This window comes from Streptomyces capitiformicae (assembly GCF_002214185.1).
GTDB classification, from domain to species: domain Bacteria; phylum Actinomycetota; class Actinomycetes; order Streptomycetales; family Streptomycetaceae; genus Streptomyces; species Streptomyces capitiformicae.
Map to the genome: position 1 here is coordinate 4,720,823 of NZ_CP022161.1, position 17,017 is coordinate 4,737,839.

15 protein-coding genes and 1 pseudogene are annotated in these 17,017 nt (G+C 68.7%); 11 read left to right on the forward strand and 5 right to left on the reverse strand.

What is annotated here, in order from left to right; genetic code table 11:
• Positions 1 to 57 precede the first annotated feature (57 nt).
• On the forward strand, positions 58 to 1,257 hold the full coding sequence (locus tag CES90_RS21055) for an erythromycin esterase family protein (protein ID WP_189785613.1): 1,200 nt from the start codon (positions 58 to 60) through the stop codon (positions 1,255 to 1,257).
• A 495-nt stretch (positions 1,258 to 1,752) separates the two neighbouring features.
• A pseudogene (locus tag CES90_RS49735) lies at positions 1,753 to 2,096 on the forward strand (hypothetical protein); the annotation flags it as partial.
• Here the strand turns inward: CES90_RS49735 and CES90_RS21060 are convergent.
• Entirely contained in the window at positions 2,060 to 3,664 is a 1,605-nt protein-coding gene (locus CES90_RS21060; protein WP_189785614.1) for a SulP family inorganic anion transporter, read from the reverse strand. The pseudogene CES90_RS49735 and the gene CES90_RS21060 overlap by 37 nt on opposite strands.
• 392 nt (positions 3,665 to 4,056) lie before the next feature.
• Between CES90_RS21060 and CES90_RS21065 the strand changes: the two genes are divergently transcribed.
• The 3 genes from CES90_RS21065 to proC all read left to right on the forward strand — a co-directional run bounded on the left by CES90_RS21065 (position 4,057) and on the right by proC (position 6,678).
• A complete protein-coding gene (locus CES90_RS21065; protein WP_408646659.1) occupies positions 4,057 to 4,857 on the forward strand; it encodes an ABC transporter ATP-binding protein in 801 nt (266 codons plus the stop codon).
• Positions 4,854 to 5,651 carry an ABC transporter permease gene (locus CES90_RS21070; RefSeq protein ID WP_189785616.1) on the forward strand — a complete coding sequence of 266 codons (798 nt, stop codon included), beginning with the start codon at positions 4,854 to 4,856 and terminating at the stop codon, positions 5,649 to 5,651. Before CES90_RS21065 ends, CES90_RS21070 begins: the two co-directional genes overlap by 4 nt.
• Positions 5,652 to 5,865: 214 nt before the next feature.
• Entirely contained in the window at positions 5,866 to 6,678 is an 813-nt protein-coding gene (gene proC, locus CES90_RS21075) for a pyrroline-5-carboxylate reductase (RefSeq protein WP_189785617.1), read from the forward strand.
• A gap of 39 nt (positions 6,679 to 6,717) precedes the next feature.
• Here proC and trpS read toward each other — a convergent pair whose 3' ends face one another.
• Positions 6,718 to 7,713, reverse strand: coding sequence for a tryptophan--tRNA ligase (gene trpS / locus CES90_RS21080; RefSeq protein WP_189785618.1), 996 nt, complete (start codon positions 7,711 to 7,713; stop codon positions 6,718 to 6,720).
• A gap of 686 nt (positions 7,714 to 8,399) precedes the next feature.
• Between trpS and CES90_RS21085 the strand changes: the two genes are divergently transcribed.
• The gene (locus CES90_RS21085) at positions 8,400 to 8,906 is read left to right on the forward strand and encodes an ISAs1 family transposase (protein WP_232791327.1); all 507 of its coding nucleotides are present in this window, start codon (positions 8,400 to 8,402) and stop codon (positions 8,904 to 8,906) included.
• A gap of 396 nt (positions 8,907 to 9,302) precedes the next feature.
• On the opposite strand, the gene panB is transcribed toward CES90_RS21085, so the two are convergent.
• A complete protein-coding gene (gene panB / locus CES90_RS21090; protein WP_189781530.1) occupies positions 9,303 to 10,169 on the reverse strand; it encodes a 3-methyl-2-oxobutanoate hydroxymethyltransferase in 867 nt (288 codons plus the stop codon).
• A 208-nt stretch (positions 10,170 to 10,377) separates the two neighbouring features.
• Between panB and CES90_RS21095 the strand changes: the two genes are divergently transcribed.
• From CES90_RS21095 to CES90_RS21105, 3 genes are all read left to right on the forward strand, one after another.
• Positions 10,378 to 11,955 (forward strand): MFS transporter, encoded by a 1,578-nt coding sequence (locus CES90_RS21095; protein ID WP_189781531.1) that lies wholly within the window; start codon positions 10,378 to 10,380, stop codon positions 11,953 to 11,955.
• Positions 11,956 to 12,104: 149 nt separating this feature from the next.
• On the forward strand, positions 12,105 to 12,743 hold the full coding sequence (locus CES90_RS21100) for a TetR/AcrR family transcriptional regulator (RefSeq protein ID WP_189781532.1): 639 nt from the start codon (positions 12,105 to 12,107) through the stop codon (positions 12,741 to 12,743).
• A gap of 372 nt (positions 12,744 to 13,115) precedes the next feature.
• Positions 13,116 to 14,177 (forward strand): endonuclease/exonuclease/phosphatase family protein, encoded by a 1,062-nt coding sequence (locus CES90_RS21105; RefSeq protein ID WP_189781533.1) that lies wholly within the window; start codon positions 13,116 to 13,118, stop codon positions 14,175 to 14,177.
• A gap of 234 nt (positions 14,178 to 14,411) precedes the next feature.
• On the opposite strand, the gene CES90_RS21110 is transcribed toward CES90_RS21105, so the two are convergent.
• Positions 14,412 to 14,966, reverse strand: coding sequence for an HAD domain-containing protein (locus tag CES90_RS21110; protein WP_189781534.1), 555 nt, complete (start codon positions 14,964 to 14,966; stop codon positions 14,412 to 14,414).
• Between the two features lie 103 nt (positions 14,967 to 15,069).
• Positions 15,070 to 15,939 carry a maleylpyruvate isomerase family mycothiol-dependent enzyme gene (locus CES90_RS21115; RefSeq protein ID WP_189781535.1) on the reverse strand — a complete coding sequence of 290 codons (870 nt, stop codon included), beginning with the start codon at positions 15,937 to 15,939 and terminating at the stop codon, positions 15,070 to 15,072.
• A 71-nt stretch (positions 15,940 to 16,010) separates the two neighbouring features.
• Here CES90_RS21115 and CES90_RS21120 point away from each other — a divergent pair, with 71 nt between their 5' ends.
• Together CES90_RS21120 and CES90_RS21125 are read left to right on the forward strand one after the other, a co-directional pair.
• Positions 16,011 to 16,520 carry a pyridoxamine 5'-phosphate oxidase family protein gene (locus CES90_RS21120; RefSeq protein ID WP_189781536.1) on the forward strand — a complete coding sequence of 170 codons (510 nt, stop codon included), beginning with the start codon at positions 16,011 to 16,013 and terminating at the stop codon, positions 16,518 to 16,520.
• Between the two features lie 39 nt (positions 16,521 to 16,559).
• On the forward strand, positions 16,560 to 17,006 hold the full coding sequence (locus CES90_RS21125) for a VOC family protein (RefSeq protein ID WP_189781537.1): 447 nt from the start codon (positions 16,560 to 16,562) through the stop codon (positions 17,004 to 17,006).
• The last annotated feature ends 11 nt before the right edge of the window (positions 17,007 to 17,017 follow it).

The window sequence follows — 17,017 nt, forward strand, 5'->3', positions numbered from 1 at the left end:
CCTTGGCAAGGCCTTCCCAAAGCCTCAACCGAGCTTTCAAAGATACGATTGAGGCCCATGAGTCAGGACATCCGAGACTTCGTGACCTCGTCGTGCGACCTGTTGGCCCTGGGTGAGCCGACGCACCGTGAACCGGCCTTCGCATGGGTCCGAAACGAACTGTTCGTGCAACTCGTCGAGCACGGCTTCCGATCCATCGCCCTCGAAACCGACCGCGTCGCCGCGCTCACCGTGAACGACTTCGTCCAGGAGGGGATCGGCACCCTCGACGCGGTCATGACCGAAGGCTTCTCCCACGGCTTCGGACAACTGGACGCCAACAGGCACCTGGTCGCATGGATGCGCGAGTACAACCAGAACCAACCCCCGACGGAACGCCTCACCTTCCACGGCTTCGACGCCCCCATGGAAACCACCAGCGCCCCCAGCCCCCGGCGGTACCTCGAACACGCCCGCGACTACCTCACACGCGACCTCGCCCTCGCCGCCGACGCGGACCTCGCCCTCGCCCTCGATCTGGACGTCGACTTCGCGAGCCTCCTCGGCGACGACGAACGATGGAGCCGCCAAGAGGCGGTCTGGCACGCGGCCATGTCGGTCGGCGCCACGCCCGAGGCCGAGAAGCTCCGATCCCTCGCGGACGACATGCTCACCTCGCTCTACGCCCGCGCACCACAACTGATCGCGTCGACCTCCCGGGCCGAGTGGCGCCGAGCCAAGACCCACCTCACGGCCGGCCTCGGCCTGCTCCGCTACCACAAGCAGGCATCACAGCGCATCGAGGAAGCCGCACGCATATCCAGCCTGGGCGCCACCCGGGACGCGCTGATGGCCCAGAACCTCCTCGACATCCGAGCCGTCGAGGCCCACCGGGGCCCGACCCTGCTCTTCGCACACAACGTCCACCTCCAGCCAACCCTGATCACCATGCCCATGGCGGACATGGTCACCAACTGGTACGGCGCCGGCGACATCATGAAGTCGCTGTCGGACGAGCACCACACCTTCGTCGCCGGCAGCCTCGGCCGGAACGAGACGTTCGGCCTGCGAGAACCCGAACCGGACACCTACGAGGGCTTCCTGCAGCGCCGTATCACGCCATGGGGCCTGACTACGACGACCACGTTCCCCTCTTCCGCCCGCACCCGCACCGACCCCACCCCGGAACAGGGCTACTTCCCTCTCGACGAGGCGACCCTCGCCGGGGCGGACGCGATCCTGCACATCAACGACGGCCCAACCATCACCACGCCCTGACAGGCCGGCGGGACCCCAAGGGGCGTGCTCCTCCCGGAGGTTGGGGACACGCCCTCTCCCGCACACTCCCCACCCGGCGACCATGTCCCCATGACGACCCCCTACCGTTCCTGTGGACTGAGCAGAAGCGAGTCCACTCTGCCGCGCGCCCCGAACGGTCTTGGGCGTACTGGTCCCCGGCGTACTCGACCCCGGGGCGGCGACACGGATCGTGTCCGTGGTCCGGGCCCGGGAGGCCCCCGCGGCCGGAGGCCGCTGATGAACGCTGCCCTACGCGACCTGGCCAGGTGGGTACGGCCAGAGGCGACGGGGAGGCCCCGAACCATCACTCCGGTGGAGCGGGGGCCCCGCACACTGGCGCCGTACCCGGCGTCCCGGATCGCACGATCCCCGTAGCCCGAACGGCCCAGGACGCCGCAAGCACAGAAGCCGACCATCACACGATCGAGTCGAACCGTCCTCGTTCACGCTTCCTCGTGAGCAGCTGGCAACCCCTCTCACACCGCCCGAGCCCACTCCTTCAACGCGGCCGCAGCCCAGTACGCGGCGAATCGCCCCTCCTACCCACCCGCCCTCCTGGACACCATCGAAGACCTGGCCGCCCGTCCCTTCCACGGCTCACGAACGGTCGACATAGGCGCCGGCACCGGCATCGCCGCGAGGTCTCCCTGGACACCCACCTGGCCAACATCGCCAGCCACTCGGCGTTCCTCGTCCTGGGTGAAGAGGCCACCGCCGAGTTCCTCACCGAGGAGCGAGCCCACCTCCGATGGCTCTTCCCTACCGAAACCATCGAAGAGACCTACGACGTAGACCTACTGGTGGCCATCCGCCCCTGAGCCCCCAGCCGCTCCAGCTTCTGCCCCTCCAACCCCTCCCGACTGTCTCCGCCCGTCCCCGCAAGGCCCCCGCGACCGACCTTATCCGGCCCTGCCGGCCCCTCAAGCTCGCCCTTCTCACCCACCGTGCCGCTCTCCTGAACGCGCCCAGCCCTCCAGGCCGCCAAAGCCGCCGCACACGCGTGATCCACATGCCGCAACCCGCCCAACTCCAGCCGCACATCCCGGTCTTGGGGCACCCCCTCCAACGCGTCCAGCAACTTCGGCAACCGCAGGAACGTCGCGTTCCCGACCACACGCACCACCACTCCCGCGTTCCCCTGGTCCTCGGTCTCGACCTGCACATGGCTGATGTCCCACGCGGTTTTCGCCACGGCCAACGCGAGCCCCACCAACACGCCTTCGAACAGATTCCAGGCCACGATCGCCAGGGCCGTGACCCCGAGGACGACCACCTCTCCGCGATGCCGCCCTCGCCACAACACCACCAGCTCCCGTACGGGCACGAGCTTGCACCCCGCATACACCAGCAGCCCGGCCAACGCCGCCACCGGAATCACTTCGAGCACCCCGGGCAAAAGGGCCGCGAACACCAGCAACCACACCCCGTGCAGCACCCGCGAGGCCTTGGTCCGTGCCCCCGCCCGCACGTTCGCCGCACTCCGTACGATCACCGCGGTCATCGGCAAGGCCCCGAGCACCCCACACACGACGTTCCCGGCCCCCTGCGCGACCAGTTCCCGGTCGTAGTCGGTCCGCGGCCCGTCATGCAGCTGATCCACGGCCGCCGCACTGAACAACGACTCGGCGGACGCGATCAGCGCGAACGCGAGCACCGTCCCTACGACCCCCATCTGCGAGAGCAACGCCAGATCATCGACCGACGGCACCCGCACGGCCTCCAGCAACCCCTGCACCTCGACCCGCCGGACCCCCAGGTCGAACACCCCGGTCACCACGGCCGCACCCCCGACTGCCACCAACGGCGCCGGCACGAAACGCGCCCCCCGACGCCATCGAGGCCACACCACCAGTACGACGACGGTCGCGCCCCCGACCGCGAGGGCAACGGGATCCACAGCCCCCGGCAACGAACCGAGTCCCGTGACCTTCTCGACCGCACCTCCCCCGGGCGCGGCAACGTCCCCCATGGCGTACACCTGCCCCGCCACCAGCACCAGCCCGATCCCGGCGAGCATCCCCTGCACCACGGCCACGGACACCGCCCGGAACCACCGCCCGAGCCGCAACACCCCCAACCCGAGCTGCACCACTCCGGCCCCGAGCACCAGCACACCCAGCGCCGACAGCCCATACGTCCGTACGGCCTCGTACACCAGCACCGTCAATCCGGCCGCCGGCCCGCTGACCTGCAGACTGCTCCCGGGCAACCCCCCGACGACCAGCCCACCCACGATCCCGGTGACCAGCCCCAACTCGGCGGGTACTCCCGACGCCACCGCGACCCCGACACATAAGGGCAACGCCACAAGAAAGACGACGAGCGAGGCGGCCAACTCCCCCCGCCACAAAGAGTGAAGTCGAAATGGGTTTGAGGCATTACGCATGAGGTGACGCACCTCCGGCAGTCAACGGTCAAATCAACAGGAGTGCCCGACAGGAGATGACGCGGTCCCGCGCCGGGGGAGGGGCCCGGCGAACGAGCACAAGAGCTCACAACGGAGACCGCCACACACCACCGCGGCGATTAGACGAGGCCCTACGACCACGCTCTGCAACCAATTGTCACTCAAAGCGAGCAGTGGCGGCACCCCTTTCTCGCCCTCGTTGACGGCGGCGGATGCGCACACCCCCGGAATCCCGCCTTCCGATCACCCCGTCGCGCGCCCCGCGCCCCTCGCCACCCCCACCACGCCCCTCCCGCTCCCGCACCCCTGCAGCCCCGGCCCGCCTGTGGTCCTTGACGCTCCACCGAAGCCGACGCATTATTCATCACATGATGAATTACTCGCAGAAGAAGCCTCCACCGCCCCCCACGCCCGCCATCCAGGCCGACAGCCTCACCGTCATCCGAGGCCCCCGCACGGTTCTCCGGAGCCTCGACTTCGCGGTACCCCACGGCCAGATCACCGGCCTCCTGGGCCCCTCCGGCTGCGGCAAGTCGACCTTGATGCGAGCGATCGTCGGCACCCAGGCCAAGGTCACCGGAACCCTGCAAGTCCTCGGCCACCCCGCGGGCGCCCCCGCCCTCCGCTCCCGCATCGGCTACGTCACCCAGGCGCCCTCCGTCTACAACGACCTGACGGTCCGCCAGAACCTCGCCTACTATGCCGCGATCCTCGACCCCGGCCGCACCGCCACCGAACGCCGCCACGAGAACGTCACCCGAGCCATCGCCGACGTGGACCTCACCTCCCACGCCGACACACTCGCCGGCAACCTCTCCGGCGGCCAACGCAGCCGCGTCTCCCTGGCCGTGGCCCTCCTCTGCACCCCCGAACTCCTGGTCCTCGACGAACCCACCGTCGGCCTGGACCCGGTCCTCCGCCGCGACCTCTGGGACCTCTTCCACACGATCGCCACCCAGCGCCGGGCGACGCTCCTGATCTCCTCCCACGTCATGGACGAGGCCGAGCGCTGCCACCGCCTCCTCCTGATGCGCGAAGGCGAGATCCTCGCCGACGACACCCCCGAGGCCCTCCGCACCCGCACCCACGCGGAAACAGTCGAGGCAGCCTTCCTGCACCTGGTGGACGAGGCGACCGCCACCGACGCACCCCACAAGGAGCCGGCACGATGACCCCCACGAAGAACGCGCACGCACCCGCACCCCCGGCCACGTCCCGCCCGAGAGCCCTCAACCACTCTCGTACGACGGCCACGGCGGCCCGAGTCCTCCGCCAACTCGGCCACGACCCCCGCACGATCGCCCTGCTCCTCCTCATCCCGTGCGTGATGCTGTTCCTGCTCCGCTACGTCTTCGACGGCAGCCCACGCGTCTTCGACTCCATCGGCGCCTCACTCCTCGGCATCTTCCCGCTGATCACGATGTTCCTGGTCACCTCGATCGCGACCTTGCGCGAACGCACCTCCGGCACCTTGGAACGCCTCCTCGCCATGCCTCTCGGCAAGGGCGACCTCATCGCGGGCTACGCCCTCGCCTTCGGCACGCTCGCGATCATCCAGTCCACACTCGCCACAGGTCTGGCGGTCTGGTTCCTCGACCTGGACGTCACCGGCTCCCCCTGGCTCCTTCTCGTCGTCGCCCTCCTCGACGCCCTGCTGGGCACCGCCCTCGGCCTCTTCGTCTCGGCCTTCGCCGCCTCCGAGTTCCAGGCCGTCCAGTTCATGCCGGCCGTGATCTTCCCCCAACTCCTCCTCTGCGGCCTCTTCACTCCCCGCCCCGACATGCACCCCGCCCTCGAAGCCCTCTCCAACGTCCTCCCCATGTCCTACGCGGTTGACGGCATGAACGAGGTCCTCCTCCACACCGACATGACCGCCAACTTCATCCGAGACGCCGCGATCGTCGCCGGCTGCGCCCTCCTGGTCCTCACCTTGGGAGCAGCAACCCTGAGGCGCCGAACGACGTAGCTACGCCTAGCTGCGGGCAGTCGTGCCGCTGGGGCGATGGGGGAGGGTGGGCGCAGCGGCACCTCGGAGCGCCGAGTTGCGCGCCCCTCCGCCCGGCCTCACCCGCCGGGCACCTGTCCAGGCCACATCCCGCCCACCGGACACCAAAGCCACCCCCCGCCCCCTGATGCGAGGATGACCCCAGGACGACGCACCCCCGGAGGGCACCCGCACCATGACCCAGAAAGTCGCAGTCCTCGGCACCGGCAAGATCGGCGAGGCCCTGCTCAGCGGCATGATCCGAGCCGGCTGGGCCCCCGCGGACCTCCTGGTCACCGCCCGCCGCCCCGAACGCGCCGAAGAACTACGCACCCGCTACGGCGTCACCCCGGTCACCAACCCCGAGGCCGCGAAGACCGCCGACACCCTGATCCTGACGGTCAAGCCCCAGGACATGGCCACCCTCCTCGACGAACTCGCCCCGCACACCCCCGCCGACCGCCTGGTCATCAGCGGCGCGGCGGGCATCCCCACCTCCTTCTTCGAAGAGCGCCTGGCCGCAGGCACTCCAGTCGTCCGTGTCATGACGAACACCCCCGCCCTCGTCGACGAGGCCATGTCCGTCATCTCCGCCGGCAGCCACGCGAGCGAGGCCGATCTCGCGCACGCCGAGGAGATCTTCGGCGCCGTGGGCAAGACGCTCCGCGTCCCCGAGTCCCAGCAGGACGCCTGCACCGCCCTCTCAGGCTCGGGTCCGGCGTACTTCTTCTACCTGGTCGAAGCCATGACCGACGCGGGCATCCTCCTCGGCCTGCCCCGCGACAAGGCCCACGACCTCATCGTCCAGTCCGCCATCGGCGCGGCCACGATGCTCCGCGACAGCGGCGAACACCCCGTCAAACTCCGCGAAAACGTCACCTCCCCCGCAGGTACGACGATCAGCGCCATCCGCGAACTCGAGAACCACGGGGTGCGCGCCGCGCTGATCGCCGCCCTGGAGGCCGCGCGCGACCGCAGCCGCGAGCTGGCCTCCGGCAACAACAGCTGACCTCGCTTGCAGCGCCGCTCGCTCAGCTGGCGGCGCTGTTCAGGCAGCCAACAACCCGATCGCCCGATACGCCGCATCCACCCTCGGCCGAGCCATCTCTCTGGCCTTCTCCGCACCCAACCGCAACACCCCCTCCACGTACGCAGGATCCGCGCACAAGTCCTTGTGCCTCTCCTGTACGGGCCTGAGGAGCTCGACCACGGCCTCTGCGGTGTCCTTCTTCAAAGCTCCGTACGATTCATATACACCGCTCAGGTCCTCGGGGTTCCCGCCCTCGCACGCCGCGAGGATCTCCAGCAGATTGGCGAGCCCGGGCCGCCCTTCCCGGTCGTAGACGACATCCCGCCCACTGTCGGTCACGGCCCGCATGATCTTCTTCCGCACCACGTCCGGCTCGTCCAGCAGATAGACGATTCCCGGCCCCACGTCGTCCGTCTTCCCCATCTTCGAAGTCGGCTCCTGCAGGTTCATGACCCGAGCCCCGACCTTCGGATGCGTCGCCCGCGGCACGACGAACGTGTGCCCGTACCGCTGGTTGAACCGCACCGCCAGATCCCGAGTCAGCTCCACATGCTGCGTCTGGTCGTCACCCACCGGCACCTCATCGGTCCCGTACGCCAGGATGTCCGCCGCCATCAGCACGGGATACGTCAGCAACGACAGCCGGACACTCCCACCCCGCTCCCGTTCCCGCGCGGCCTTCTCCTTGTACTGGATCATCCGCCGCATCTCGCCGTCGCTGGCCACGCACTCCAACAGGTACGACAACCGCGCGTGCTCATCCACATGACTCTGTACGAAGACGGTGCACAGCTCCGGATCCAACCCCGAGGCCAGCAACAACGTCGCCGCCTGCCGACTGAGCCTGCGCACCCGCGCCGGATCGTGGTCCACGGTCAGCGCGTGCAGATCCACGATGCAGAACAGCGCATCCGTCCCGTGCTGATCGACCTCGGCCCACCGCCGTACGGCTCCCAGGTAGTTCCCGAGCGTCAGATGCCCTGTCGGCTTGATCCCGCTGAAGACCCGCGTCATCTCTCATCCTCCTGGTCAGGACCGCCGCCACCTGCCGGCCGTCCCCCTGGAGGGAGATACGAGAACGGCCGCCGGGGCGGCGGCCGTCGAGTGCATACGTGAGCACGGCCGCCGTCAGGCGGCCCACCACTGCTGGTGACACGTACGCGTAGTCATGGGGGCCAGGCTACGCCTCGGAGGTACCGCCCGGCAGCGAGTTGACACACCCAGGGCCGATCCGTAGTGTTCTCCGAGTTGTCCGACGTGAGCGCCGACCCTCGGTCGGTCCCCGGACAGCATTCCGCAGGTAACCACCAACAATCGACGACCCGTCGTCGTGCTGTTGGCATGCGTATTTACGGAATGAGGAATCCGCGTTCGAAAGGACGCAGCCCCCGATTAGCTCGGGAGCTCGGAATCCGCTAAAGTCTCACTCGTCGGAACGGCCCAACAGCCGTGAAGACAAGCCCCGCTGACTGGGAATCAGGACCGAAAGGATCTGATAGAGTCGGAACCGCCGGAAAGGGAAACGCGAAAGCGGAAACCTGGAAAGCATCGAGGAAATCGGATCGGAAAACGATCTGATAGAGTCGGAAACGCAAGACCGAAGGGAAGCGCCCGGAGGAAAGCCCGAGAGTAAGCTCGCACGTCCGGTTCGGAGGGAGGCCACGCGGAAAAGGATCAGCTCGCAGCTGGTACCTCGCCGCGTGGCCGACCCTACGAAGAAGCTCCACAAGCAGCTCAAATCCCTTCCCTGGAAGCAGATCCCGCTGCAGGGCCGCACCCACGACACCGGCCACGGACGCGGTGAGATCCGCTGCATCAAGGTGTGCACGGCGAACAGCCTGCTCTTTCCCGGCGCCCGCCAGGCCATCCAGCTCAAACGCCGCCGAATGGACCGCAAGACCGGCAAGGTCAGCATCAAGACCGTCTACGCGGTCACCAGCCTCACTGCGGAACAGGCCACACCCGCCGAGCTCGCTCGGCTGATCCGCAGCCACTGGAAGATCGAAGCCCTGCACCACGTCCGAGACGTGACGTTCGCCGAGGACGCCTCCCAGCTGCGAACCTGCTCCGCACCCCGCGCCATGGCGACCTGGCGCAACCTCGCCATCGGCGCCCTTCGCCTCGCCGGGAAGAGCAGCATCGCCGCTGGCCTCCGGCGCAACGCCCGCGACGCCAGCCGACCTCTCGCCCTCCTCGGACTCACATGATCACGAAACGGACGTCACGCGACTACGCTGAAGCCCTGGTGAGGGCCCACCAGCACTTCACATCTCAGGCTGGGTCGTCTGTGGGCCGTCGAAGGGCGGCCCCACAGTGACCAACGATGGCCATCAACGACCTTTCGCTCATCGTCCTGCCTTGCACCGACGTTGAGCTCACGAGGTTGCTCCACAGCCGCATCACTACCTCCGCAACAATCGGCAGGAGTGGGAGGAGTACCGCTGCGAGGTGACGGGTTCGAGCTGCGGAACAACCTGCCGGTGCTGTAAGCAGTTCAGGGCAGCCGCGAGCCACAGTGCGCAAGCAGAGAAGCAGCCCGCCGACGGGGGAAGATCGGCGGGCTGCTGTGGTGGTGCCGCAGTGGCTCGGTGGGCCCGGAGGCCTCAGTGGACGGAGTGCTCCTCCAGGGGGAACGTACCGCCGACGACGTCCTCGGCGAAGGCCTTGGCCGCGCCGGTCATGACCTCGCGGAGATTGGCGTACTGCTTCACGAACTTCGGTACGCGGCCGCCGGTCAGGCCGAGCATGTCGGTCCAGACCAGGACCTGTGCGTCCGTCTCGGGGCCTGCCCCGATGCCGACCGTCGGGATGTGCAGCACCCGCGTGACCTCGGCTGCCAGCTCCGCCGGGACCAGCTCCAGGACCACCGCGAACGCGCCCGCGTCCTGGACGGCCTTCGCGTCGCGCAGCAGCTGTGCCGCTGCCTCCTCGCCCCGGCCCTGCACGCGGTAGCCCATCGCGTTGACGGACTGCGGGGTGAGGCCGATGTGGGCCATGACCGGGATGCCGGACTCGACGAGGAGCCGGATCTGTTCGTGCGACCGCTCGCCGCCCTCCAGCTTGACCGCGCCGACGCCCGCTTCCTTCACCAGCCGGGTCGCCGAGCGCAGCGCCTGCACCGGACCCTCCTGGTACGAGCCGAAGGGCAGGTCGCCGACGATCAGGGCGCGGCTGGTGCCCCGTACGACGGCCGCCGACAGCATGGTCATCTCGTCGAGGGTGACGGGCACGGTCGTGTCGTACCCGAGGTGGCAGTTGCCCGCCGAGTCGCCGACGAGCATGACCGGGATGCCGGCCTCGTCGAAGACGGACGCGGTCATCGAGTCGTACGCGGTGAGCATGGGCCACTTCTCGCCGCGCTCCTTGGCGAGGGCGATGTCGCGGACGGTGATACGGCGCGTGCCCTTGCCCCCGTACAGCGCCTTGCTGCCGTCGGAGGGCTTCGTCTGGGCAGCCGAAAGCTGCGTCATGGCTACAGCTCCTTCATGTCATCTCGAGGCGCCCTTACGGCGTCCCCGGACCAGCTCCATGGTGGCACCTCGTGCCAGAGAGGGCCAGGGGAAGGGAGGCGCTGTGACCGTTCAGGCACCGGCACGGAAGGCCACTTGCACGTAAGGCACGGGTAAAGATTTACGATACGAGACGGTGCCGTATCGAAATGGCCTTACGATCGACCGTATGACTACCGCAGTCCCTGACTCCCGGATACCAGCGGCGGTGCATCGGCGTCGCTGGGTGATTCTCGGTGTGCTGATGCTGAGCCTGGTGATCGTGGTGCTCGACAACTCGATCCTCAACGTCGCCATCAAGACGATCTCGACCCCGGAACCGACCGGCCTCGGCGCCACGCAGAGCGAACTGGAGTGGGCGATCAACGCCTACACGCTCGTCTTCGCGGGGCTGCTGTTCACCGCGGGCCTCCTCGGCGACAGGCTCGGCCGCAAGCGGGTGCTGCTCGGCGGTCTCGTCGTCTTCGGCATCGGCTCGGCGCTGGCCGCCGAGTCGGGCTCGCCGGCCGAACTCATCGCGTTCCGCGCGATGATGGGCCTCGGCGCCGCCTTCGTGATGCCCGCCACGCTCGCCGTCCTGATGCACGTCTTCGAGCGCGAGGAACAGCCGAAGGCCATCGGGATCTGGGCGGGCGGGGTCGGCCTCGCCATCGCCATCGGGCCGATCACCGGTGGTGTGCTTCTCGACCACTTCTGGTGGGGTTCGGTCTTTCTGATCAATGTGCCGATCGTCGTCCTCGCGGTGGGGCTGATGGTGTGGCTGGTACCTGATTCCCGCGACCCGAATCCCGGGCGGATCGATCCCGTCGGTGTGCTGCTGTCCGTCGTCGGGCTCGTCCTGCTCGTCTACGGCATCATCAGGGGCGGCCAGCTCGCCGACTTCACCGATGTCACGGTCCTCGGGACCATCGCGGCCGGTCTCGCGGTCCTTGCCGCCTTCGTCGTGTTCGAGAAGCGCAGCGACCATCCGTCCATCGACATCACGTTCTTCAAGAACAAGGTCTTCTCGGCCGCCATCGGCGTCATCGGCCTGGTCTTCTTCGCCCTGATGGGCGTGACGTTCTTCTCCGTCTTCTACACCCAGACCGTACGCGGCTACTCGCCGCTCCAGACCGGCCTGTTGATGCTGCCGCTGGCCGTCGCGCAGCTCGTGTTCGCGCCGCGTGCCCGCCTCGTCGTCGACCGCTTCGGCAACAGCGCGGTGTGTACGACGGGCATGCTGCTGATCGCCGCGATGCTGGCCGCGTTCGCCGTGCTGGACGCGGACACGCCGATCTGGGTCCTCGAAGTGATCTTCTTTGTCATGGGCGCGGGCATGGCCCACGTCATGACCCCGCTGAGCGTCGTCATCATGCAGGCCCTGCCCCGGGAGAAGGCGGGCTCCGCGTCCGCGCTCAGCAACACCTTCCGTCAGGTCGGCGGAGCCCTCGGTATCGCCGTACTGGGCTCCGTGCTGTCGACCGCCTACCGCGGCGGTATCGAGGGCGAGCTGCCCGCCGGCGCCCCGCACGCCGCCGCCGAGTCCATCGAGGCCACCCTCGGCTTCGCCGCCCGCCTCGGTCAGCGGGGCGAGGCCCTGGTCGGCCCGGCCCACGACGCCTTCCTGCACGCCATGCACGTCACCGCGCTGTGCGGGGCGGGCATCGCCGCCGTCGGGGCGGTGGTCATGGCGCTGTTCCTGCCGGGGAGGACGAACACCGGCCAACGGGAGGAGAAGGAGGCGGAATTGGTGGCCGCCGACCGTTGATCTTCGGCCACCGAGGCCGTACCGGGCGCCCTTGACCGCCGTATGCGGGATCGCTGTACACGAGATCGCTGTACACGAGATCGCCGTATGCGGGATCGCCGTACACGAGGGAGAATCGCCCCGCACGACGACAGAGAGTGGAGTGGACCGTGAGCCTCGTCGACAGCCGGGCCGGAGACACCGGGGATGAGCGGGTCGTCAGCCCGGTACGGGGGCGGCCCCGGAGCGAGGCCGTGGAGCGTTCCATCATCGAGGGCGCGATGAAGCTCCTCGAAGAGGGCGTACCGCTCGCGGAGTTGTCCATCGAGCGGGTGGCCCGCACCGCCGGCGTCGGCAAGGCCACCATCTACCGCCGCTGGAGCGGCAAGGAGGAACTCTTCCTCGACGTGGTGCGCACCGCCGAGCCCCCGGACCCGGTGCTGCCCGGTACCTCGATGCGTGACGACCTCGTGGTGCTGCTCGAAGCGACGCGCCAACGCGGACTCCTCAACCGGTCGTCGGCGATCCTGCACAACGTCTTCGCCCAGATGAAGAGCAGCCCCAAGATCTGGAACGCCTATCACGCCACTGTCGTCGCCCCGCGCCGCCAGGCCGGGACCGACGTGCTGCGCCGCGGACAGCGCGACGGCGAAATCCGTGCCGACGTGGACATCGACCTCATCGGCGACCTGATCTTCGGCCCCATGCTCGTTCGCACGATCATGCGCCCGGACGCGGATCTCCCCGAGGATCTCGCCCAGCGGATCGTCGACACGGCGCTCGAAGGGCTGCGTCCGCCTGCGAGGTGAGTCACATCCCAATGTGCACGTTTCGTTACAGACCTCAACGCCCTTCGCGCCGGTTCGGAACTCCGAACTGCGACTTGTTCGTCCTCGTGCCTGTACGGCCGCCGTGGGCGGCAGGATCGACGGCCATCATCCCCTAGGGTCTAGGGGGTGTTGGAGAGTCCCGTGCGGTGCCCGCGGCGCCCGGCACACACCTCGCCGCACCGGCCAAAGACCCGAGTAGCTCCGCTACGAGGGCCTTCGTCCGGCACACCGAGGGCACGCACCGGCTGTGACACCAGCCGCTGCCGCGGCGGGCGTGGGCACCGCACGGGACTCTCCGACACCCCCTCGACGCGGGGGGACGATGGTGCACGGCAGGTTGTGAGGCGAGGTATGGCGCAGGCGTACATGACGGAGACGGGCGGCGGCGGCATGGGGCAGGGCCGCGAAGGATCCCGGCTTCGGCGCCTGCTCGCTCGGTGGTTCGGTCGCTTGTTCGGCGGTTGGAGAGGGGACCGGCGGATCTGGCGGCGCGGGATCGTCGTCGCGGTCCTCGCGCTCCTCATCGCGCTGGTGATGGTGCTGCACGCCCAGGTTCCCAACGCGGTCGGCAACCTCGGCAGCCTGACCGAGACGTTCCTGCCCTGGCTGGGCGTGGCGATCCCGCTGTTGCTGATCCTCGCGCTGGTCCGCAAGTCGGCGACCGCGCTGATCGCGATCCTCGTCCCGACGATCGTCTGGCTGAATCTGTTCGGCGGACTCGTCACCAGCAAGACCGGCGGCGGCGGCGACCTCACCGTCGTCACCCACAACGTCAACGCGGAGAACACCGACCCCTCCGGTACGGCCCGCGACGTCGCCGCCTCCGGCGCGGACATCGTGGCCCTGCAGGAGCTGGCCGAGACCGCGGTGCCGGTGTACGAGAAGGCGCTGGCGGCGACGTACAAGTATCACAAGGTCGTCGGCACCATCGGGATGTGGAGCAAGTACCCGATGGGCGGCACCAAGGCCGTCGACATCAAGCTGGGCTGGGCGCGCGCCATCCGCTCGGCGGTGACGACGCCGGAGGGACCGGTCGCCGTGTACGTCGCCCATCTGCCCTCGGTGCGGGTGAAGCTGGAGGCCGGGTTCACCGCCCGCCAGCGCGACAAGAGCGCCAACGCCCTCGGTGAGGCCATCGCCGACGAACCCATCCAGCAGGTCGTCCTCCTCGGCGACCTCAACGGCACGATGAACGACCGCGCCCTCAACGCCGTCACCGCCCAGATGCGCTCCACCCAGGGCGCCGCCGGCGACGGCTTCGGCTTCAGCTGGCCGGCGTCGTTCCCGATGGCCCGTATCGACCAGATTCTGGTCAAGGGCATGGAACCGATGGCCTCGTGGACCCTGCCCGAGACGAGCAGCGATCACCTGCCGGTGGCGGCGCGGGTGACGATCGACACGTCTGGGGGCTGACGGGGCTGTCGGGGCCTTGGGAATGGTCGGCGGGATGGTCGGCGGGATGGTCTGCGAGCTGGTCGGCCGGGAGAGTTTGTTCAGGCGGTGAACACGCAAGCGGATGACCGCCGGTCCTCCCGTGTTCTCTTTGAACTGCTCTCCACGGGAAAGCATCCCGGGCGAAGAGACCGGGGCTTGGCTCAGGGAGCACTTCGAGGGTGATCCGGAGTGGGACGGGTGATCGGGGGCGGGTCAGCCGGTGGGGCGTGTCGGGTTCAGGGATCGGGCGAAGTCGGCGAGGTTCCGGAAGTCGTCCTCGCGCATACCGATCCTCGGGTTGACATGGTGCAGAAGCGCCTGGGCGCGGTGGCGGGCAGTCACGTACGCATGGTCCCGCTCGCTCTGTTCGTCGTCGACCCAGGCGAAGGGACGGCCGTCGGCGTGGTCCACCAGGAGTGCGGTCTTCCAGTGGACCCCGTCAGGGCGCTCCTGGAACAGGGCGTCGCCGAAGTCCACGAAGGGGAGTTCGGGAAGGCCGAGCACCGGGGCGATCCACCGGTTGGCCTCCGCCATCCATGTGGTCGCCCAGCACAACTCGTAGTCGAGCCGGAGCAGGGCGCGGCCGTGCTCGGGGTTGAGCCAGACCCGCAGAGGCCGCCGCCGGCGCGAGAGTCCTCCGTACTCGTCAGGGCTTCGGCCTTCCAGGGGGACTCTGAGCGTGGTGTAGCCGTCGGGGCGCCTTTCCGGCTGGGCCGCGTACGGGTTGAGGGGTCCGTCCACGTCGAGAAACAGCAGCGGTCGGCTCATGGTGTCCCCCGGTTCGGCTCATTGTCGGCTGCGCCGGTGGCAGCGTAGCCGCGGCGCGTTGTTCGTAAACGGTTGTTCGTAGACGGTTGTTCGTAGACGGCTGTCAGTAGATGACGGATACGATCTCGCAGACGGCCTCGGCGAGGCGCCGCTCGCCCTCTACGCGGGCGCGGCCCAGGGCGGCGGCAGGATCGATGCCCCGACTGCACAGACGCCAGGCGGTCTCCGAATCCAGGCGTACCGAAGCAGTCGGCTCGGCGCCGGGCGGTTCTGACAGGGACCAGCCGTCCGCTGTGGCCGTGGCGGTCCAACTGCCGCCGGCCGGCCCCTCGACGATCACCTCGACCTGGGTCCCGGCAGACGTGGGCGTGTTCCGCAGGGTGTGGGGCAGGGCCCGCATGAAGGTGTCCAGGACGGTGGACAGGGCGTGCGGTTCCGGGTCGGTGGCGTGACCGAGGGCATGGCGGATCTGTTGGCGGTGGGTCCAGTACTCGGTGAACTCCCGGGCGATGTCCAGCCAGGCCGGCGCCGGGTCGACTCCCGCCCATGACACCCCCAGGGCAGGAGCCTCCAGGTCGGCCGTGGCGAAGCGGGCGGCGAGCTCGGCCCCGGCCGTCTCCAGGGCGTCGATGAGCGAAGCGGGGCTGTCGTCGGCGCGGAGGTCCACCCATTCCTGGTTGGTGCGGTGGATGAACTCCTCCACCGACTCGCCTGGCGCGAAGACCCGCTCGTATCCGCCGTATTCGCTCGGAGCGTGACCGAGGCGGCCGTAGATGTCGCCGAGGACGTGGGCGGCGACGTCACGCACCGTCCAGCGGGGGAGCGCCGGCCTGCTCCAGTCGGCGGGCCGCAGCTCCCGCAGGGTGTCGAGCAGGGCCTCCAGCTCGGGACCGAACAGGGCGCGTGCGTCGATGGGGGCGCCCAGCCAGGAGGTGCTGGACACGCCTTTGGAGACGTTGGACTCGGGAGTCATGGCCAAAGCTTGTCAGGAGATGAGTTTCCGGATCCGGCGGAGTCTGCCCTTCTGACAGGAAGGGGCACCCCATGCCGAACACCCCCCAAGCCCATCTCGACCTCCGCTACAGCGACTCCGCCGCCACCGCACCCCCCTGGCCGGAGGCCGAGGCATTGCTCGCCGAGGCCGAACTGTTCTGGATCTCGACAGTACGGCCCGACGGCCGCCCCCACGTCACGCCCCTGCCCGCGGTGTGGTCGGACGGCGCGCTGCACTTCTGCACCGGCCCAAAGGAGCGGAAGGCGAAGAACCTGGCCGGGAACCCGCACGTCGTACTCACCACCGGCACGAACACCTGGGACAAGGGTTACGACCTCGTGGTGGAGGGCGAGGCCATACGCGTGGCCGACGACGACAGGCTGCGCGAACTGGCCGCCGCGTGGGAGACGAAGTACGGCAGTTTCTGGCACTTCGAGGTACGGGAAGGGTATTTCCACCACGGTCCGGGCCACGCCCTCGTCTTCGCGGTGGCGCCCCGCACGGTTTTCGGCTTCGGTAAGGGAGAGCCGTTCAGTCAGACGCGGTGGCGGTTCGGCTGACATCCGATGGCATCCGACGTGGATAGAGGAGTCATATCCATGGACTTCACGCTCGAAGTGATCCCGCTGCCCGTGAGCGACATCGACCGCGCCCGGGACTTCTACCGGGACAAGGTCGGCTTCCACGTCGACATCGACCAGGAGGTCATGCCCGGCATGCGCATCGTGCAGCTGACACCCCCGGGCTCCGGCTGCTCGATCGCCCTGGGCGACTCCATCTGGGAGATGGCCCAGGGCCCCAAGCCTGCCCCCGGCTCCTACCATGGCCTGCAACTCTGCGTCGCCGACATCAAGGCGGCCCACGCCGAACTCGTCGAACGCGGCCTCGACGTCTCCGAACCCGTCCAGTACGCCCCCGACGACGGCGCCACCTTCATGTACTTCAAGGACCCGGACGGCAACGGCTGGGCGATCCAGGAGTACCGCCGCCGCGCCACCGAACCGCTCCGCCAGGTACTGGCCGATCTGGCCGCACGGCAGCAATAAGAACCCCGCAC